This window comes from Cupriavidus sp. WKF15 (genome assembly GCF_029278605.1).
Classification (GTDB): domain Bacteria; phylum Pseudomonadota; class Gammaproteobacteria; order Burkholderiales; family Burkholderiaceae; genus Cupriavidus.
The window spans coordinates 2619964-2636694 of the sequence record NZ_CP119572.1; the positions used below are offsets into that span (position 1 = coordinate 2619964).

A 16731-nucleotide genomic window follows, 5' to 3' on the forward strand; every position below is an offset into this window, starting at 1 on the left:
TCGAAGCGGGCACCGCCCGCTTCGCCCCGGGACCTGCTCAGAAGCCGATGGCGGCATTGCCGACATCGACACGGACCTTGTCGCGGTCCAGCAGGCGAGCCGCGTGGCGCGCATAGTCCTGCGCCCAGGCGGTATCGTCGGCAAAGCGCGACTCCCCCGAAAACTTGGCCACGTTCAGGATCTTGTCGATCACGAGCACCTTGCCGACCGGGCTGGAGGCCTGGCAATCGAGCTCGGTGTACTCCTTGTCGAACCACCGCCACGCCGCCTCTTCACCGACCGATGCCAGTTCGGCCTGGCTGATCGTGAATTCGAACTCCTTGCCGCTGCCGAACACCACCGTAAGCGTACGCGCCATTGCCGGTTCTCCAAGGTCGGGATGATGCTGCCATTGTAAGGACAAGGTGGCAGCCTGAGCCAGCCCGGGCTGGCCCAATCACAAGCCGGCGTGATCACGGACAAGGCGGCCGTTGCGGACCGACCGTTGCCTGGCGCCCACACCCTTGTCCGCCCGCGACGAAATATGGCGGCCGTGCCGCTTCGCGGCCCTGCCCGTTGCCCGGCTTTGCATTATGCTGGCAACATGGCCATTACCCGACAGGACCTCGAAACGGACCGGCTGCGCACCTCGCTGTGCAGCACGCCGGTCGCGTCCGCCCTGTTGCCGGAAGAAGCCTTCGAACGATCGCTGCGCGATGCGCTGGCCAGCCGCCCGGACGACTGCGCACTCCATGGCGATGTCTGGGTGTTCGGCTACGGCTCGCTGATCTGGAACCCGATGGTGGTGCATACCGAGCGCCAGCGCGCTACCGTGCATGGCTACCATCGCGGCTTCTACCTGTATTCCCGCATCAACCGCGGCACCTGGGACAACCCGGGTCTGGTGCTTGGCCTGGACCGCGGCGGCTGCTGCCACGGCATGGTGTTCCGCATCCCGGGTCATGTCGTGGAGCAGGAATTCCGGCTGCTGTGGCGCCGCGAGATGCTGACGGGCGCCTACCATCCGCGCTGGCTGCGCATCCGTACCGGCACAGCCGACGAAGCCGGTGGCCCGGAGCAGCGCGCGCTCGCGTTCGTCATGAATCGCGATCACGAAGGCTATGCGGGCCGCCTGCCCGACGCCAGCGTGGTGGAACGGCTGCGCCATGCCGTCGGCCTCTACGGCCCGGCGCGTGAATACCTGCAGCAGACGCTGCTGGGCCTGGCCACCAATGGCGTCGACGACCCCTACCTCGGTCGCCTGTGGCGCCAGCTCCAGGCCCATGATGCCGCCGATGCCGAGCGCGGCCATGGCGGCCATGGCGGCCATGGCGGGCCGGCCCATCCACAGCGGCCCGATGGCGAGGCGTCGCCATTGCCCGCGCCGGCCAGTCCGCGCGAGACCGTCTGACCCAGGAGCGAACGCCATGACGCGCCCCTTTGTCCGCACCCGCCGCCAGGCGCTCACCGAGATGCTTGGGCTGATGGGGCTTCTGAGTTGCGGCGCCCTGCTGGCCGGCCAAGGTGGCCCGACCCTGGCTGCACGCCCCGCAGGCACGGACGGCGCCGGCTCCCCGCGCGGCACGCACGGCAACGGCGCACAGGTTCCCAACCGCACGGAAGGCATCAGCGCGCTGGACCGCAACCTGATCACGGCCGCCATGGGAGGCGACCTGGAACTGGTCAACCGCCTGCTGGCGGCCGGCGCCTCGGCGCAGGCGGTCGACGAACGCGGCCGCAGCGCGCTGCTGACAGCCGTCTACAACCGGCGCGCCGAGGTCGCGAAGACGCTGATCCTGGCCGGCGCCGACGTCAACCGCAAGGATGCGGAATCCAATAGTCCGTTCCTGCTGGCAGCAGCCACTGGCCAGGTGGATGTGTTGCGGCTGACGCTGTCGCATGGCGCGGACCTGGCCAGCACGGACCGCTACGACGGCACCGCGCTGATCGCGGCAAGCCAGCATGGCAACGTGGAAGTCGTGAAGTTGCTGCTGCAAAAGGGCATTGCCGTCGACCATGTCAACCAGCTTGGCTGGACCGCCTTGCTCGAGGCGGTGATCCTCGGCGACGGCAGCGCGCGCTATGAAGAAATCGTGCAGTTGCTGATCGACGCCGGGGCCGACGCCAACCTGCCCGACCGCGAAGGCGTGTCGCCCACGCGCCATGCGCGCGACCGGGGCTACAAGTCGATGGTGAAGATTCTCATGCGCGCACGCGGTCACTGATCACGGCGCGCCGAACCTGCCACCTCAGGCGGTGGACTTTTGCGCGCCCGCGTTGCGCGCGTTTTCGGTTTCCTGCAACTGGCGCCACATCACCTTGCCCGTACCGGACTTGGGCAGGGCATCGACGAACTCGACCACGCGCGGGTACTTGTAGGCCGCCATGTTTTCCTTGGCCCACTCGACGATCTGCTCCGCCGTGGTCTTGCCCCTGGCATGCGCACGCAGCACGACCACGGCCTTCACAGTCTCGCCGCGATACGCGTCGCGCGTGCCGATGATGCATGCCTCCTGCACGTCCGGATGCTTGTACAGCAGGTTTTCCACTTCGGCCGGCCACACCTTGAAGCCCGACGCATTGATCATGCGCTTGAGGCGGTCGGTGATGAAGTAGTAGCCCTCTTCATCCATGCGCCCGAGGTCGCCGGTGCGAAAGAAGGTCTTGCCTTCGAATTCGATGAAGGCGTCGCGCGTGGCCTCCTCCTTGCCCCAGTAGCCCTTGAACACCTGCGGCCCCGACACGATGATCTCGCCGACCTCGTTGGGCGGCAGTTCCTTGAGCGTGACCGGGTCGACCACGCGCGCGTCGGTATTGAAGGTCGGCACGCCCAGGCACTGCAGCTTCGGACGATCGGCCGGGTTGCTGTGGGTCGGCGCCATGGTCTCGGACAGGCCGTAGCCTTCCAGATAGTTCAGCCCGAACTGGTCGCGCAGCCGCTCCGCGACGGCCTGCGGCATGGCCGCGCCGCCGCCGCCGATGTAGCGCAGGCTGGACAGATCGAACTCCGGCAGGTTGGGGCTGGCCAGGAAATCGATCACCATGGTCGGGATGTTGGTCCAGTGCGTGACCTGGTAGCGCGAAATCAGGCGGCCGGCCACTTCGCGGTCCCAGCGCGGCAGCATCACGACCGTGGCGCCGCTGTAGATCGGGCCGTTCATGCCGTACTGCATGCCGGTGACGTGAAACAGCGGCAGCACCGACAGGATCACCGATTCCGCGCCGCTGCCCGACCAGGTCGAGCCGCCGATGACGTTGTGCATCACCGAACGGTGCGTGTGAATGCAGCCCTTCGGGAAGCCAGTCGTGCCGGAGGTATACGGCATCACTGCCATGTCGTCGGGGCCTGCCGTGTGCGGCCCCGGCTGCAAGCCCGCGCCGAGCGCTTCGGCCCACGGCGTGGCGCCGGCCGGCAGCGGGTGCTGCGTGGTCAGCCAGGCGGCCGGGGCGTCTTCGGGGTGCTCGTGGGCGCTCGGCAGGGCGTCCGAATATTGCGTGACCAGCAGGTGCTGCAGGCGCTCGGCCGGCGCCAGTTCGGACAGCGCCTGCTCGACGCCGGCGCCCAGGTCCGCGGTGCAGATCGCCACGCGCGCGCCGGCATCAGTGACGTAGTGCTTGAACTCTTCGGCCCGGTTCATAGGGTTGACCGGCACCACCACCGCATCCGCGCGCAGAATCGCGTAGTAGCTGATGATGAACTGCGGGCAGTTCTGCATGTACAGCAGCACGCGGTCGCCCTTCTTCACACCGGCCTTCTGCTGCAGCCAGCCCGCCAGGGCCGTGGCCTGCGCCTCCAGTTCGCCGAACGTGATGGCCTTGCCGAAATAGCGAATGGCCGCCTTGTCCGCGTAGCGATGCGCGGAAACCTCCAGGTTGTACCAGAGAGACGTCTCCGGCAGCACGATCGAGGTCGGCACGCGTTTTGGCCAGAACTGGAAATGCGGGCGAGCAGGGTTCTGCATCGAAGAGTCTCCTTTGCGGTCTTGGGTGACCTGTTTGTAAGGCATTAAGTCACTATAACCGAACGATCGTTCTATTTTCAATCGGTGGCTTCCCCGAATCGCGTGTTCAAGGTAATGCCGACGCCGGTTGCAATTGGCGCCTTTGCCCTCACAATCCTGCTATTGCCGAACTCCATGCCTGCCCGACAGGCTAGCCGCCATGAGCGATGTCACCCTGCAGAATTTTGAATCGGAAGTGATCGAGGCCTCGCGCCAGGCCCCTGTCCTCGTGGATTTCTGGGCGCCGTGGTGCGGCCCTTGCCGGACCCTCGGCCCGATGCTCGAGAAGCTCGAGGCAGAAGCCGACGGCCAGTGGAAGCTGGTCAAGGTGAACGTTGACGAGAACCAGGAGCTGGCCGGCCATTTCGGCGTGCGCAGCATCCCTCATGTGGTGGCCATCGCCGACGGGCAGGCGGTGGACCAGTTCATCGGCGTACTGCCGGAATCGGGCCTGCGCGACTTCCTGTCGCGCCTCACGCCAAACCCGGCGCAACTGGCACTGGACGACGCCCAGTCGCTGGCCGCCGCTGGCGACCGGCAGGCCGCCGGCGATGCCTTCCGGTCGGCGCTGGCGCTGGATCCGGGATCGGATGCGGCGCGCTTCGCCTATATCAGCTTCCTGCTGGACGGCAATGCGGTCGCCGAGGCGGAAGCGGAATTCGGCAACTTGTCTGCACAAGCCGCCCAGGACGATGCCTACGCCGCCCTGCGCACGCGCGTGGAAGCCATGAAGGGCGTGGCGGACCTGCCTGACGAACAGACCCTGGCGAGCCGTGTCGCGGCCGACCCGCAAGACCTGCCGGCCCGCCTTGACCTGGCGCGACTGCTGATCGCCCGGCAGCAGTACGAACACGCACTCGAGCAATTGCTGGCTATCGTGCGCACGGATCGCGGCTTTGAAGACGATATCGGCCGCAAGACCATGATCTCGGTCTTCGACATGCTTGCCGACCAGCCCGAAGTGGTATCGCGCTGGCGCCGTCAGTTGAGCACCTCGCTCAACTGACGGCACCCAGACATGGCGCGGTAAACTGGCGGGCCCGATTTCCTGCATTCCACCCGCCATACCCGCCATGACCGCATCCGTGCGCCTGATCGATTTCCAAGCCGCCGCGCCCGCGCCTACCCACGACCGCCCGCGCCCCGACCGCCTCGTCGCGGGCAATCCCGACCGCACCACCTGGACGCACTACAGCGCCCGGCATGGCGATTTCGATTGCGGTATCTGGGCTTGCGAACCGGGTGCGTGGCGCATTGCCTTTCCGGCCGGCAAGGAGGAATTTTTCCACGTGATTAGCGGCCGCCTGCGCATCAGCGACGATGCCGGCGCCGCCAACGAGTTCGGGCCGGGCGATGCCTGCGTCATTCCCGCCGGATTCACCGGCCTGTTCGAGGTCCTGGAGCCGGTGCGCAAGTACTTTGTCGTGATCGACCGCGAGGCGCCTCCCGGCCAGCCCGCCTGAATCAGGCCGCCTGGCCAGCCGGCGCCTCGATCAGCGTGAAGCCGTTCTCGCGCATGTGCTCGACCATCATGGCATCCATGGACTTGACGTGGTGATCGAACCAGCCCGACAGCTCGGCCACCAGGCGGCGGCCCAGGTCCAGTTCCCCGTCGCTGACGACCTTGTCGCGCACGGCCTGGGCCACGGCGAGTACCTGCTTGTGCTCGCCGGCATGGCAATGGCGCGGGCCGAATCCCATGGCCTCCATCCAGGACTCCTCCTGGGCGAAGTGATGCCGGGTATGCTCGATCCATTCGTCCATGGCGGCCAGGAAACCGGCGTCGTCCGCACGCGCAACGGCATCCAGCAATTGCACGAACTCCGCATGGGTGGCGTCGGTAACCGGTTCGCCCAGCAGCAGGTGGGCAGGCAGGCCGTCGGTGGAAAGCTGGTCTTTGGGATCCATGGAAGGAGCTGGCGCGGCGGGCGGTTTGAAAAGAAACAGAAAGGATACCGAAATCAGCCCCGCGGTATCTGATATTGCGCAAATCGGCCCCGAACGCGCGGCAGGTTATGCTTCCTGTTGCGCCGCCACCGGCGGCACCCCTGAGCCAAGCCTTCTTCGATGCCACGACTGATCTTCTTTTGCGGCCATGCCGGCACCGGCAAGTCCACCCTTGCTCATCGCCTGATCGGCCCGCTGATGCAGGCCACCGGCGAGCCGTTCTGCCTGCTCGACAAGGACACGCTGTACGGCCGCTACAGCGCGGCCGCCATGGCTGCCATCACCGGCGACCCGAACGACCGGGACAGCCCGGCCTACCTGGAAAACCTGCGCGATCCCGAATACCAGGGCCTGCTCGACACCGCGCGGGAAAACCTGGCACTCGGCATCAGCGTCCTGGTGGTCGGGCCCCTGTCACGCGAAGTCAAAGCCCATCAACTCCATGATCCGGCCTGGCTGAATGTGCCGGGCAACACCACCGTGCGCATCGTGTGGGTGCACCTGCCGGAGGACGAGGCCCACGACCGCATCGTACGGCGCGGCAATCCCAACGACGCCTACAAGCTCGCGCACTGGGATGCCTATCGCACGCGCCGCTTCATGCCGGAGCCGGCTGAATACCCGGAACTCATCTACTTCAGCAACCTCGCGCCCGCGGAGGCAGAAACGCAAGCGCTGCTGGGCGCGCTGAGCGCCTAGGCTTCGCCCCTGGCAATGGCGCCGATCGCGGCCGACGCCGCCACGAAACCGAACACCGCGGTCACGGCCACGGAAGAGCCAAAACCTGCGCAGGCCAGGCCCTGCGGACCCGCCGCAGGCGTCGCGGCAGCGGCCGGCGGCGCTTCGTCGATCTCGCAGGCCTGCTGTTCGGGCGCGGGATATTGCAGCGGCTCATCCGAATAGACCGCGGCAATGCCGAACTTCTTCTTCGGGTCGCGCGTAAAGCCCCAGTCCTTGCGCAGGTTCGCGCGCACCTTGGCAAGCAGCGGATCCTGGATGGTGCGGGCGAGATCGTCGATGCGCACGCGCGTCGGATCGAACTGGCCGCCCGCGCCGCCGCAGGTGATGACCGGCACGCCCTGCCGGCGCGCCCAGCCGAGCATCGCGGTCTTCACCCGCACCGCATCGATCGCGTCGATGACATAGTCGAGGCCAGTGCCGAGCAGTTCGGCAACATTGTCGAGCGTGACGAAGTCATCGACCTGCGTGACCTGGCAGCGCGGGTTGATCGCCAGGACGCGCTCGGCCATGGCCTCGACCTTGGCGCGGCCGTACGCATCGCCGAGCGCATGGATCTGCCGGTTGGTATTGGACAGAGCGATGTGGTCCAGGTCAATCAGCGTGATGCGCCCGACCGCATTGCGCGCCAGCGCCTCGGCAGCCCAGCTGCCGACGCCGCCGATGCCCACCACGCAAACGCTGGCGGCCTCCAGCCGGGCCAGACCGGCATTGCCATAGAGCCGGGCGACGCCGCCGAAGCGGCGGTGGTAATCATCGTCGGCCGGGCTTTCGTGGGTCAGCGGCTCGGGCAAACCCGGCAGGTCGGTCAGGGAGGGGACAGCGTCGTTCATGCTGGCGGCGGGCTGGAAATCGGGCGGAAAAACCGAGCGGAAAAACGTGCAGGCGCGCACATCCGCGCACGCCACACCCTGTCAGCCATAGCCCGACAGGTAAGCAAAGCGCGCAACTATACAATAGACATAGTGTCCCGTCCGCCGCATAAGTTGCAGATGCCGGGCGCCCTCCTACAGGAGACACCCCATGCCGGTGCACCGCAAGGTCATTCTCTGGACAGTGCTTACGCCGATCCTGCTGATTGCCCTGCTGGTCATCCTGATCCTGACCTTCGACTGGAACCGCCTGAAGCCCTGGCTAAACGAGCGCGTGTCGGAGGCCATCGGTCGCCCGTTCGCGATCAATGGCGACCTTACCGTCACCTGGCGCACGGGCGAGGGGGAAACCGGCTGGCATACGCTGGTGCCGTGGCCCCGGCTGTCGGCGCGCGACATCACCATCGGCAACCCGGACTGGGCCAAGGCGCCGAATATCGGGACGGTGCGCGAGCTGATCTTCGTGCTGCGCCCGGTGCCGCTGCTGACGCACGAGATCGCGGTGCCGACCATCGTGATCGACAGCCCCGCGGTGTGGCTCGAACGGCTGGCCGACAACCGCAATAACTGGACCTTCGACACCGGCCCGAAAACCGGGAAGTCCCCCTGGCATCTCGATATCGGCGAAGTGGTGCTGGCACGCGGCAACCTGGCACTGTCCGACCAGGCGCAGAAGATCGAGCTCCAGGCGACAGTCGACACTGTCGGAGATGGCTCGCTTTATGACAAGGCACGAGACGGCGCGCTGGTCGCGCCGGAAGTCGCGGCAGCGGCCAGCGAATCGGCGCCGGGTGCGGCGAGCGCACCGCCCGCTTCCGGACCCCCGGCCAATGCCGTGGCCGGCAACCAGCGCTATGGCCTGCGCTGGAAGGCCACCGGCCGGTATAACGAGGCGACTATCAACGCGAGCGGCAAGGCCGGTAATGTGCTCAGCCTGCGCAATATCAACCTGCCCTATCCGCTGCTGGCTGACGTGCGCGTCGGTGCGACCCGGGCCGTCATCGAGGGCACGCTGACCAACCCTGCGCACCTCGCCGCGCTGGATGTCCATCTGCAGTTGCAGGGCGACAGCATGGCCAAGCTGTACGCGCTGACTGGCATCGTGCTCCCGTCCACGCCGCCATACGAAACGCGCGGCCGGCTCGTGGCAACGATCCACAAGGGCGCCTCGGTTTATGAGTACCGCGGCTTTACCGGCCGCGTCGGCGGCAGCGACCTGAGCGGTACGCTGACCTTCACGCAGCGTGCGCCGCGGCCGCTGCTGGAGGGCAAGCTGGTCTCCAACGAACTGCGCTTCGTCGACCTGGCACCGCTGATCGGCGCCAACGCGAAGCCGGGCAAGGCAGCGCCAGACAGCAATGTGCGCCAGCCGGCCGACAAGGCGCTGCCAGTGGCGCCGTTCCGCACCGAGCGCTGGGATGCGATCGATGCCGACGTGCACTTCACCGGCAAGCGGATCATCCGCGACGAACGGCTGCCGGTCACCGACCTCGTGACGCACCTGAAGCTGAAGGATGCCGTGGTGCTGCTGGACCCGCTCAACTTCGGCGTGGCCGACGGCGATCTCACGTCCACTATCCGCCTCGACGGCAAGCGCGAGCCGATGGGCGCCATGATCGACATGCGCGCGCGTCACCTCAAGCTCAAGCAGCTTTTCCCGACCGTGCAGTCAATGCGGGCCAGCATCGGCGAGATCAACGGCAGCGCCAAGCTGTCTGCCGCAGGCAATTCGGTGGGGGCGTTGCTGGGATCCTCCAACGGCGAAGCCAAGCTGCTCATCGAGAACGGCACCGTGAGCAAGTTCCTGCTGGAGGCGATGGGCCTGAACCTCGGCAGCGTGATCATTTCCAAGCTGTTCGGCGACAAGCCCGTACAGATCAACTGCGGCGTCAGCGATTTCGCCTTCACCAACGGCATCGCGCGGGCGCGTACCTTCGTGCTGGACACGCAAGACGCAGAGATCGTCACCGAAGGCGCGGTCGACCTCAACAGCGAAAAGCTGGCAATGACGATCCATCCGGACTCCAAGGGCGTGCGGATCCTCTCGCTGCGCTCGCCGCTCTATGTGGGCGGCACGCTGAAGAAGCCACGTGTAAGCCCCGATTTCGGCGTGCTCGCTCTGCGGGCCGGGGGAGCGCTGGCGTTGGCACTGGCGGCGCCGGTGGCCACGGCAGTGGTGCCGCTGGTGGATTTGTCGTCGTCGAAGGAAAACCATTGCGGCCAGCTGCTCGCGGAGTTGGGTAAGAAGCCGGCCGCGCCGCCCCCCGGCAAGACCTACCGCGATCCGAAGGCTCCGGGCGCGGCCAGCGCGGTCGCATCCGAATTGCGCAAGCCTGGACAGCCGGGCGCCGCCGAACAGGCCAAGCAGGTCCATCAGGCGCAGGAAGGCCGTACCGTACCGGGCCAGCAGGCGGCCGACGGCGCCCGGCCCCCGGCGCCCCAGCCTGCGGCGCCAGCCAACCGCCCGGCAAACGACACCGAGCTATACCGGGGCGGCTGATACCCTCGCACCCTCAGCGCAGCAAATTCACAACACTTGTGCATGAATTCGCCGCTCTGCGCGATTCGCGCGTTGTGCCATGCGCACGGCCGGCGCATAATTAAACGGCCATTTACAAGATGTATCAAACAAATGGCACACTCCGGGTGTCGGCAACGGCGCCCTTCCGAAGGTGCGGCCTGTGGCCGCCCTTGTTTTTTTGTTGCCCGTCGCAAGTCGGCAACAAAAGCCCAATTTGCCGCCCGCCCCCATGACGCTGCCACATGCCGCCGTCCCGCCGATCAGCTGGCTGATCGCGCTGACGGTGTGCAATCACGTGGCGTTCAATGCGAGCCGCGTGGTGGTGTCCTTGTTTGCCATCTCACTTAAGGCGTCGACCGTTACGCTGGGCTTGCTGATGTCGCTCTATGCGCTGCTGCCCATGCTGCTCGCGATCCGCGCCGGCAAGCGCATCGACGAGATCGGTCCGCGCAAGCCGATGACGGCGGGCTCGCTGATGGTCGTGGCCGGCACGTTGCTGCCGGCCGTGTGGCAGGAGATCGCTGCGCTGTACTTCTCCTGCGCGCTGATCGGCGTGGGCTTCATGCTGGTCCAGGTGGCGATGCAATTGCTGATCGGCCAGGTATCCACCAACGACACGCGCCTGCGCAACTACACGCTGCATGCGCTTGGATTGTCGGTGTCGGGCACGCTCGGGCCGGTCGTGATGGGCTATGTGATCGAGCATGCCGGGTTCCGGCCCGCATTCCTCGTGCTGGTGGTGGTCGCGCTGGCCGGCCAGGCCGGGCTGCAGTGGGTACGTCCGCGCCTGCCCGCGCGGGGCGGCAATGCCGGGCGCATCGCCATCGAAGACGGCAGCCGCCGCTCCACGCTGGACCTGCTGCAGTACCCGGAACTTCGCGCAGTCTTTGTCGCCAGCGCGGTGCTGTCGGCCGCCTGGGACCTGCACGCGTTCCTGATCCCGATCCAGGGTTCGCGCATCGGCCTGTCGCCGTCATCGATCGGCTGGGTGCTGGGGGCGTTCGCAATCGCCACGTTCGCGATTCGCGTGGCCATGCCGATGGTGTCGCGCCGGCTGTCGGAGTGGAAGATCATCCGCATCGCGCTGATGTTGGGGGCAACGGCTTACCTGATCTACCCGTTCGTCACCCATTTCTGGATGATGTGCGGCCTGGCCTTCATCCTTGGCCTGGCGCTTGGCAGTGCCCAGCCCAATGTCATGAACATTCTCCACACGGCCTCGCCCAGCGGCCGTGCCGGCGAGGCATTGGGGCTGCGCTCCGCTGTCCTCAACACCAGCCAGGTGGTGTGGCCGCTCACGTTCGGCGTGGTCGGCACGGCACTGGGCATGCTGCCCATCTTTCTTTCCATGGCGGGCGCCATGGGCATGGCCGGCCTCTACTCACGGCGGCAGGCACGCGCCGCACAAGCAGAATTTTCTCCGCCGACGCATTGATTTGCCGGCACACAAATGCGGCTTGCAGCGCATTCGCTATACTCAAATCAACCGGATTTCCGGCTGATTCCAACCGAATGCGACATGACTCAACTCGCTGACCTCCGCCGTACCTATGTCCTGGGCTCGCTGAACGAATCGGACGTGGCGGCCGATCCGATCGCCCAGTTCAAACGCTGGTTCGATGAGGCTGTCACCGCCAAGCTCCCCGAGCCCAATGCGATGACGCTGGCCACCGTCGGCGCCGACGGCCAGCCTTCGGCACGTATCGTGCTTCTCAAGGGCATGGACGACAAAGGCTTCACGTTCTTCACCAATTACGAGAGCCGGAAAGGCCTCGACCTCGCCGCCAACCCACGCGCCGCGCTGCTGTTCCACTGGGTGCAGCTCGAGCGCCAGGTGCGCGTGGAAGGCCACGTCGAAAAAGTCGACGATGACGAGAGCGACGCGTACTACGCCACGCGCCCGCTGGGCTCCCGCCTCGGTGCCTGGGCTTCCGAACAGAGCAGGGAAGTCGCGGGCCGCGATGTGCTCGAGCAACGTGAATCCGAGTACCGCGCCAAGTTCGGCGAGAACCCGCCCCGCCCGGCACACTGGGGCGGCTACCGCCTGGTTCCCACCGCGCTCGAATTCTGGCAGGGCCGGCCGTCGCGCCTGCATGACCGCATCGCCTATCGGCTGGACGCCGCTGACGGCTGGAAGATCGTGCGGCTGTCGCCCTGACGGCTGTGCTGCACATAGTGGCGAATTGTCCTAAAGTGGGATAAGCGTCGCTTTGGGAATGTGTCGGACACCGCGTGGCGCAATGTTCACGCGGCTTGCCTGAGCACGCCCGCTGCCGCGACCAAGCCGCGCCGGGCCGTGACTGCCCTGCTTGTCATCGCCCCCGGCGCCTTCGTTCGTCACATGTGCCGCAACGACAGGAGGTAACGCGCATGTTCTTCAAGCAAGCCCTCGACAAGCAACTGGACAACTGGATCGCCGACTTGCGCGAGCACGCCAACCTGCCCGTCAAGCTTCGCCTGTGGAATGGCAGCGAGTACCCGTTGGGACGTTTCGACAAGCCGGACGTGACGCTGACGGTGCGCGAGGCAGGCGCCCTGCCCCTGCTGTTCACGCCTAGCCTGGACAATCTCGGTGAAGCCTATGTCCAGGAGAAGATCGACCTTGACGGCAAGCTCACCGACATCATCGACGTGGGCTACCGCTTCTCGGCGGCGGCCAAGCGGCGCGCCGGCGGCGCACTGGCCAAGGTGGCCCGCCATTTCACGCACACCAGGCAGGAAGACAAGAACTCGATCCAGTACCACTACGACGTGTCCAATGAGTTCTATGGCCAGTGGCTGGACCCGAACATGGTCTATTCGTGCGCGTATTTCGAACAGGGCAATGAGGATCTTGCCACCGCCCAGCTCAAGAAGATCGACCACATCCTGACCAAGATCCGCTTGCAGCCGGGCCATACGCTGCTGGATATCGGCTGCGGCTGGGGCGCGCTGGTGCTGCGCGCCGCGCAGAAATTCGGCGCGCGCTGCGTCGGCATCACGCTGTCGCAGAACCAGTTCGAGCTGGCCACCGCGCGTGTCATGGCGGCAGGCCTGTCGGACCGGATCGAGATCCGCCTGCAGGACTACCGGGACATCACCGGCACGTTCGATCGCATCACCAGCGTCGGCATGTTCGAGCACGTGGGCAAGAAGAACCTCCCCGGCTATTTCGGACGCATGCGCGAGCTGCTGGCCGACAACGGCATCGCCATGAACCACGGCATCACGGTGCCCGACCCGAGCGACACGCCGATGGACGGTTCCGAGTTCATGGACCGCTACGTGTTTCCGCAAGGCGAACTGCCGCACATCGGGCTGGTGCTGAAGACCATGCAGGAAGGCGGGCTGGAAGCATTTGACGTGGAGCTGTTGCGCCGCCATTATGCGCAGACCTTGCGGCACTGGGCCGACAACTTCGAAGCCCACGCAAGCGCCATCCGCGATATGGTGGGCGAGAAGAAGTACCGCATCTGGCGCGTCTACCTGGCCGGCTGCGCGCACGCCTTCGACACCGACCAGATGTCGATCTACCAGGTCGTGTGCCATAAGGCGGGCAACCCGTCGTCGGCCATCCCCTGGTCGCGCCGCTATATCTACGACTATCCGATTGGCCAGAAAGATTGACTGAAGACCTGTTTGGCGAGCGGCTCCAGCCAGCCTCGCCACCACCGCGCGCCGCCGACGGCGGCGCTGCGGGCACCTCGAGCAGACCCTCGCGCGGCAAATCCGTCCTGCCGGCACGGCTCGATCCCTCGCTGGATGCGCTGGCGAAGCAGCTGCCGCCCAACCTGTATCTCGGCACCTCGTCGTGGTCCTACAACGGCTGGAACGGACTGGTCTATGACGGCGATTACAGCGACAGCCTGCTCTCGCGCAAAGGTCTTGCCGCTTACTCGCGGCACCCGCTGCTGCACGCGGCTGGCATCGACCGCGGCTTTTATGGCCCGATCCCGCTGGCTGACTATCTGTCGTACGCATCCCAGGTACCGGAGTCATTCCGCTTCCTGGTGAAAGCGCCTGCCAGCGTCTGCGATGCGTGGCTGCGCGGATCGGACGGCGCCGGACGGCTGGCCAATGCTGCCTTCCTGGATGCCGGCATCGCCATCCGCGACTTCATCACGCCAGCTACCAGCGGACTGGGCACCAAATGCGGCCCGCTGTTGTTCCAGCTCTCGCCGCTAGGCAGCCTGGCCAGTGACGGCGCAGCCTTCCTCGAACGGCTCGATGGCTTTCTTGCCGCGTTGCCGCCGCTGGATCCGTCCATCACACCGCATGCCTGCTACGCCGTGGAGATGCGCGACCCGGTCCTGCTGACGCCGCGCTACATCAAGCTGCTGCGCAGGCACGGCGTGCGCTTCTGCCTGTCGGCGCGTGACCGGCTGCCGCCGGTGCACCGCCAGGCTTCGGCCCAGGCCTTGATGGATGCCGACGCGCCCGGGCCGCTGGTGTTGCGCTGGATGCTCCATGCCGGCCGGCCATACGAAGTGGCCGAGTCGATCTACTCGCCGTTCAATCGCCTGGTGGATGAAGATCCCGAAACACGCGAAGCCATCGCCGACCTGGTCGTGCGCACGCTGCGCGCCGGCCAGAGCGCGACCGTCATCATCAGCAACAAGGCCGAGGGCTGCGCACCGCTGACGTGCGTGCGCCTGGCCGAAGCAATCGCCGCACGCCTGTAAGCGTGCGCCGCTGTTGGCTAACGGCGCAACTTGCCCGCGAACCGCTCGCGGAACTTGGCCAGCTTCGGCGAAATGATGAACGCGCAGTACCCCTGGCTCGGATGATCCTGGAAATAATTCTGGTGGCTGGCCTCGGCGCGCCAGTAGGGCTGCTCCGGTTCGATCTGCGTCACGATGGGCGCATCGAAGGTCTTGTTGGCGACCAGCTCCCGCATGACGTACTCGGCCACGGCACGCTGCGCTTCGGAGTGCGTGAAGATGACGGAGCGGTACTGCGGGCCCACGTCATTGCCCTGCCGGTTCAAGGTGGTCGGATCATGGATCGCGAAGAAGATCTCGATGATCTCGCGAAAGTTGATGACGGCCGGGTCGAATGTCACCCGAACGACCTCGGCGTGACCGGTATCGCCCTCGCTGACCTGCTGATAGGTCGGATGGCTGACATGCCCCCCGGTATAGCCGGATTCCACCGCGCGCACGCCGTTCACTTGCTGGTACACCGCTTCGAGGCACCAGAAGCATCCTCCACCCAGCGTCGCCGTCTCCAGTTCGTGTTCCATGCTCGCCGCCCCCCCGGGATCCATGCGTTGTGTCGACCTGCCGACCTTAAGCATAAGCGCAGATAAGGCAAGTTGCCTGCGGCTTAACCGCCCGGGCGAGCCGTAGTGCTGCCCGCCCGGCGCAGCGAGTTTCCAAACCCGTTACAATTCTCAAGAATCTGTCGCCGACTGGCCACATCGTTGCACCGCGCGGCATCGAAGCGCGGGCGCGAAAATCCTTGCCTCCAACGTTACCTGGCACACCGAGGCCAGTGCGCAGACGGGCCGATCTTGTCCCTGTCGCCGCGACCCCCAACTATGAATCATCATGACCGCCAGTGGAGCCCTTGCGATGGGCATGCCTGAAGTCCCGGCGCGGGAGGCCAGACAGGCCGCATCGCCGGATTTCGATTCCTTGCATTTCCGCCGCACGCTGTCGCAGTTCGCGACCGGCGTGACGATCATTACCACGCGCGCGAGTGCCGCATCCGTGGCCGCGGGGGCGCCGCCGTTTATCGGCATCACGGCCAGTTCGTTCAATTCGGTTTCGCTCGATCCGCCGCTGGTACTGTGGAGCATGGCCACGCGCGCCAACAGCCTGCCGATGTTCCGCGACGGCTCGCACTACATCGTCAACGTACTGTCGGCATCGCAACTCGACCTGTGCAAGCGCTTCTCCACCCTCAAGGGCGATCGCTTCGCGGGCGTCGATTACCGCTTGTCCGAAAATGGCCTGCCGATCCTTGGCAATGCCCTCGCCTGGTTCGAGTGCCACAATCGCAGCCGCTATGACGAAGGCGACCACGTCATCTTTGTCGGTGAAGTCGAGCGCTGCGGCGTGCTCGACAGCAATGAACCGCCGCTGGTCTTCCAGAACGGCATCTTTTCGACCACCTCGCCCCTGGAAGACTGACGGCCCCGGCGCCGTCCTGCCGCAGCCTCCCCTCAAGTTCCCGCTGGATCCGCGGCCTTCAGCACGGCCAGCGGCGAACTGTCCGTCTTGATCCGCTGCAGCACGATGTTCGAGCGGATGTCCATCACCCCGGGCGTGCGGTACAGCCGGTTCACGATGAAATCCGAGTAGTGCTTCAGGTTGCGCGCCTGCACCCGCAGGATGTAATTGCTGTCGCCGGTGATGATGTAGGCCGAGAGCACCTCGGGCCACGCCTGCACTGCCGCGATGAAGGTATCGTGCCAGCCTTCCACGTCGTGCCGCATCGAGACCTGCACGATCGCTTCCAGTTCCAGCCCGAGCCGCTCGGCGTCGAACCAGGCGCGGTAGCCGCCGATCACACCTGACTCTTCCAGCAGCCGCACGCGCCGCAGGCATGCCGACGGCGACAGGGCCACGCGGTCGGCCAGGTCCTGATTGCTGATGCGGCCGTGCTCCTGGAGGCACTCGAGAATGCGCAGATCTATGGGATCGAGATTCATTCGAATATTCCAGCATTATTTAATGGAATTGTCGAATTT

At 66.0% G+C, this 16731-nt stretch carries 17 protein-coding genes; 11 read left to right on the forward strand and 6 right to left on the reverse strand.

Going from position 1 to position 16731, the window contains the following annotated elements:
- Positions 1–37: 37 nt before the first annotated feature.
- Positions 38–358, reverse strand: coding sequence for a hypothetical protein (locus tag CupriaWKF_RS12215; RefSeq protein WP_276098132.1), 321 nt, complete (start codon positions 356–358; stop codon positions 38–40).
- A gap of 225 nt (positions 359–583) precedes the next feature.
- Here CupriaWKF_RS12215 and CupriaWKF_RS12220 point away from each other — a divergent pair, with 225 nt between their 5' ends.
- Together CupriaWKF_RS12220 and CupriaWKF_RS12225 are read left to right on the forward strand one after the other, a co-directional pair.
- Positions 584–1390, forward strand: coding sequence for a gamma-glutamylcyclotransferase (locus tag CupriaWKF_RS12220; protein WP_276098133.1), 807 nt, complete (start codon positions 584–586; stop codon positions 1388–1390).
- 16 nt (positions 1391–1406) lie between these two features.
- A complete protein-coding gene (locus CupriaWKF_RS12225) occupies positions 1407–2204 on the forward strand; it encodes an ankyrin repeat domain-containing protein (RefSeq protein ID WP_276098134.1) in 798 nt (265 codons plus the stop codon).
- 24 nt (positions 2205–2228) lie between these two features.
- On the opposite strand, the gene CupriaWKF_RS12230 is transcribed toward CupriaWKF_RS12225, so the two are convergent.
- Positions 2229–3941 (reverse strand): long-chain fatty acid--CoA ligase, encoded by a 1713-nt coding sequence (locus CupriaWKF_RS12230; protein ID WP_276098135.1) that lies wholly within the window; start codon positions 3939–3941, stop codon positions 2229–2231.
- 199 nt (positions 3942–4140) lie between these two features.
- Between CupriaWKF_RS12230 and trxA the strand changes: the two genes are divergently transcribed.
- The gene (gene trxA, locus CupriaWKF_RS12235; RefSeq protein ID WP_276098136.1) at positions 4141–4986 is read left to right on the forward strand and encodes a thioredoxin; all 846 of its coding nucleotides are present in this window, start codon (positions 4141–4143) and stop codon (positions 4984–4986) included.
- Positions 4987–5053: 67 nt separating this feature from the next.
- Positions 5054–5443, forward strand: a complete 390-nt coding sequence (locus CupriaWKF_RS12240) for a cupin domain-containing protein (RefSeq protein WP_276098137.1) — start codon at positions 5054–5056, stop codon at positions 5441–5443.
- 1 nt (position 5444) lies between these two features.
- On the opposite strand, the gene CupriaWKF_RS12245 is transcribed toward CupriaWKF_RS12240, so the two are convergent.
- Positions 5445–5888 carry a bacteriohemerythrin gene (locus CupriaWKF_RS12245; RefSeq protein WP_276098138.1) on the reverse strand — a complete coding sequence of 148 codons (444 nt, stop codon included), beginning with the start codon at positions 5886–5888 and terminating at the stop codon, positions 5445–5447.
- A 159-nt stretch (positions 5889–6047) separates the two neighbouring features.
- Between CupriaWKF_RS12245 and CupriaWKF_RS12250 the strand changes: the two genes are divergently transcribed.
- Positions 6048–6626, forward strand: coding sequence for an ATP-binding protein (locus tag CupriaWKF_RS12250; protein WP_276098139.1), 579 nt, complete (start codon positions 6048–6050; stop codon positions 6624–6626).
- On the opposite strand, the gene tcdA is transcribed toward CupriaWKF_RS12250, so the two are convergent.
- Positions 6623–7498 carry a tRNA cyclic N6-threonylcarbamoyladenosine(37) synthase TcdA gene (gene tcdA / locus CupriaWKF_RS12255; protein ID WP_276098140.1) on the reverse strand — a complete coding sequence of 292 codons (876 nt, stop codon included), beginning with the start codon at positions 7496–7498 and terminating at the stop codon, positions 6623–6625. The two genes, CupriaWKF_RS12250 and tcdA, sit on opposite strands and share 4 nt — an antisense overlap.
- A 190-nt stretch (positions 7499–7688) precedes the next feature.
- Between tcdA and CupriaWKF_RS12260 the strand changes: the two genes are divergently transcribed.
- From CupriaWKF_RS12260 to CupriaWKF_RS12280, 5 genes are all read left to right on the forward strand, one after another.
- Positions 7689–10037: an AsmA family protein gene (locus CupriaWKF_RS12260; protein WP_276098141.1), complete on the forward strand. Its 2349-nt coding sequence runs from the start codon at positions 7689–7691 to the stop codon at positions 10035–10037.
- A gap of 250 nt (positions 10038–10287) precedes the next feature.
- Positions 10288–11493, forward strand: coding sequence for an MFS transporter (locus CupriaWKF_RS12265; protein ID WP_276098142.1), 1206 nt, complete (start codon positions 10288–10290; stop codon positions 11491–11493).
- Positions 11494–11577: 84 nt separating this feature from the next.
- On the forward strand, positions 11578–12216 hold the full coding sequence (pdxH, locus tag CupriaWKF_RS12270) for a pyridoxamine 5'-phosphate oxidase (RefSeq protein WP_276098143.1): 639 nt from the start codon (positions 11578–11580) through the stop codon (positions 12214–12216).
- 212 nt (positions 12217–12428) lie between these two features.
- Entirely contained in the window at positions 12429–13664 is a 1236-nt protein-coding gene (locus CupriaWKF_RS12275) for a cyclopropane-fatty-acyl-phospholipid synthase family protein (protein ID WP_276098144.1), read from the forward strand.
- Complete coding sequence (locus CupriaWKF_RS12280; RefSeq protein WP_276098145.1) at positions 13661–14719, forward strand: DUF72 domain-containing protein; 1059 nt, start codon at positions 13661–13663, stop codon at positions 14717–14719. Before CupriaWKF_RS12275 ends, CupriaWKF_RS12280 begins: the two co-directional genes overlap by 4 nt.
- A gap of 17 nt (positions 14720–14736) precedes the next feature.
- Here CupriaWKF_RS12280 and msrA read toward each other — a convergent pair whose 3' ends face one another.
- Positions 14737–15279 (reverse strand): peptide-methionine (S)-S-oxide reductase MsrA, encoded by a 543-nt coding sequence (gene msrA, locus CupriaWKF_RS12285; RefSeq protein WP_276098146.1) that lies wholly within the window; start codon positions 15277–15279, stop codon positions 14737–14739.
- Between the two features lie 331 nt (positions 15280–15610).
- Between msrA and CupriaWKF_RS12290 the strand changes: the two genes are divergently transcribed.
- On the forward strand, positions 15611–16171 hold the full coding sequence (locus CupriaWKF_RS12290) for a flavin reductase family protein (RefSeq protein WP_276100786.1): 561 nt from the start codon (positions 15611–15613) through the stop codon (positions 16169–16171).
- A gap of 32 nt (positions 16172–16203) precedes the next feature.
- On the opposite strand, the gene CupriaWKF_RS12295 is transcribed toward CupriaWKF_RS12290, so the two are convergent.
- Positions 16204–16692 carry an Lrp/AsnC family transcriptional regulator gene (locus CupriaWKF_RS12295; RefSeq protein WP_276098147.1) on the reverse strand — a complete coding sequence of 163 codons (489 nt, stop codon included), beginning with the start codon at positions 16690–16692 and terminating at the stop codon, positions 16204–16206.
- Between the last annotated feature and the right edge of the window lie 39 nt (positions 16693–16731).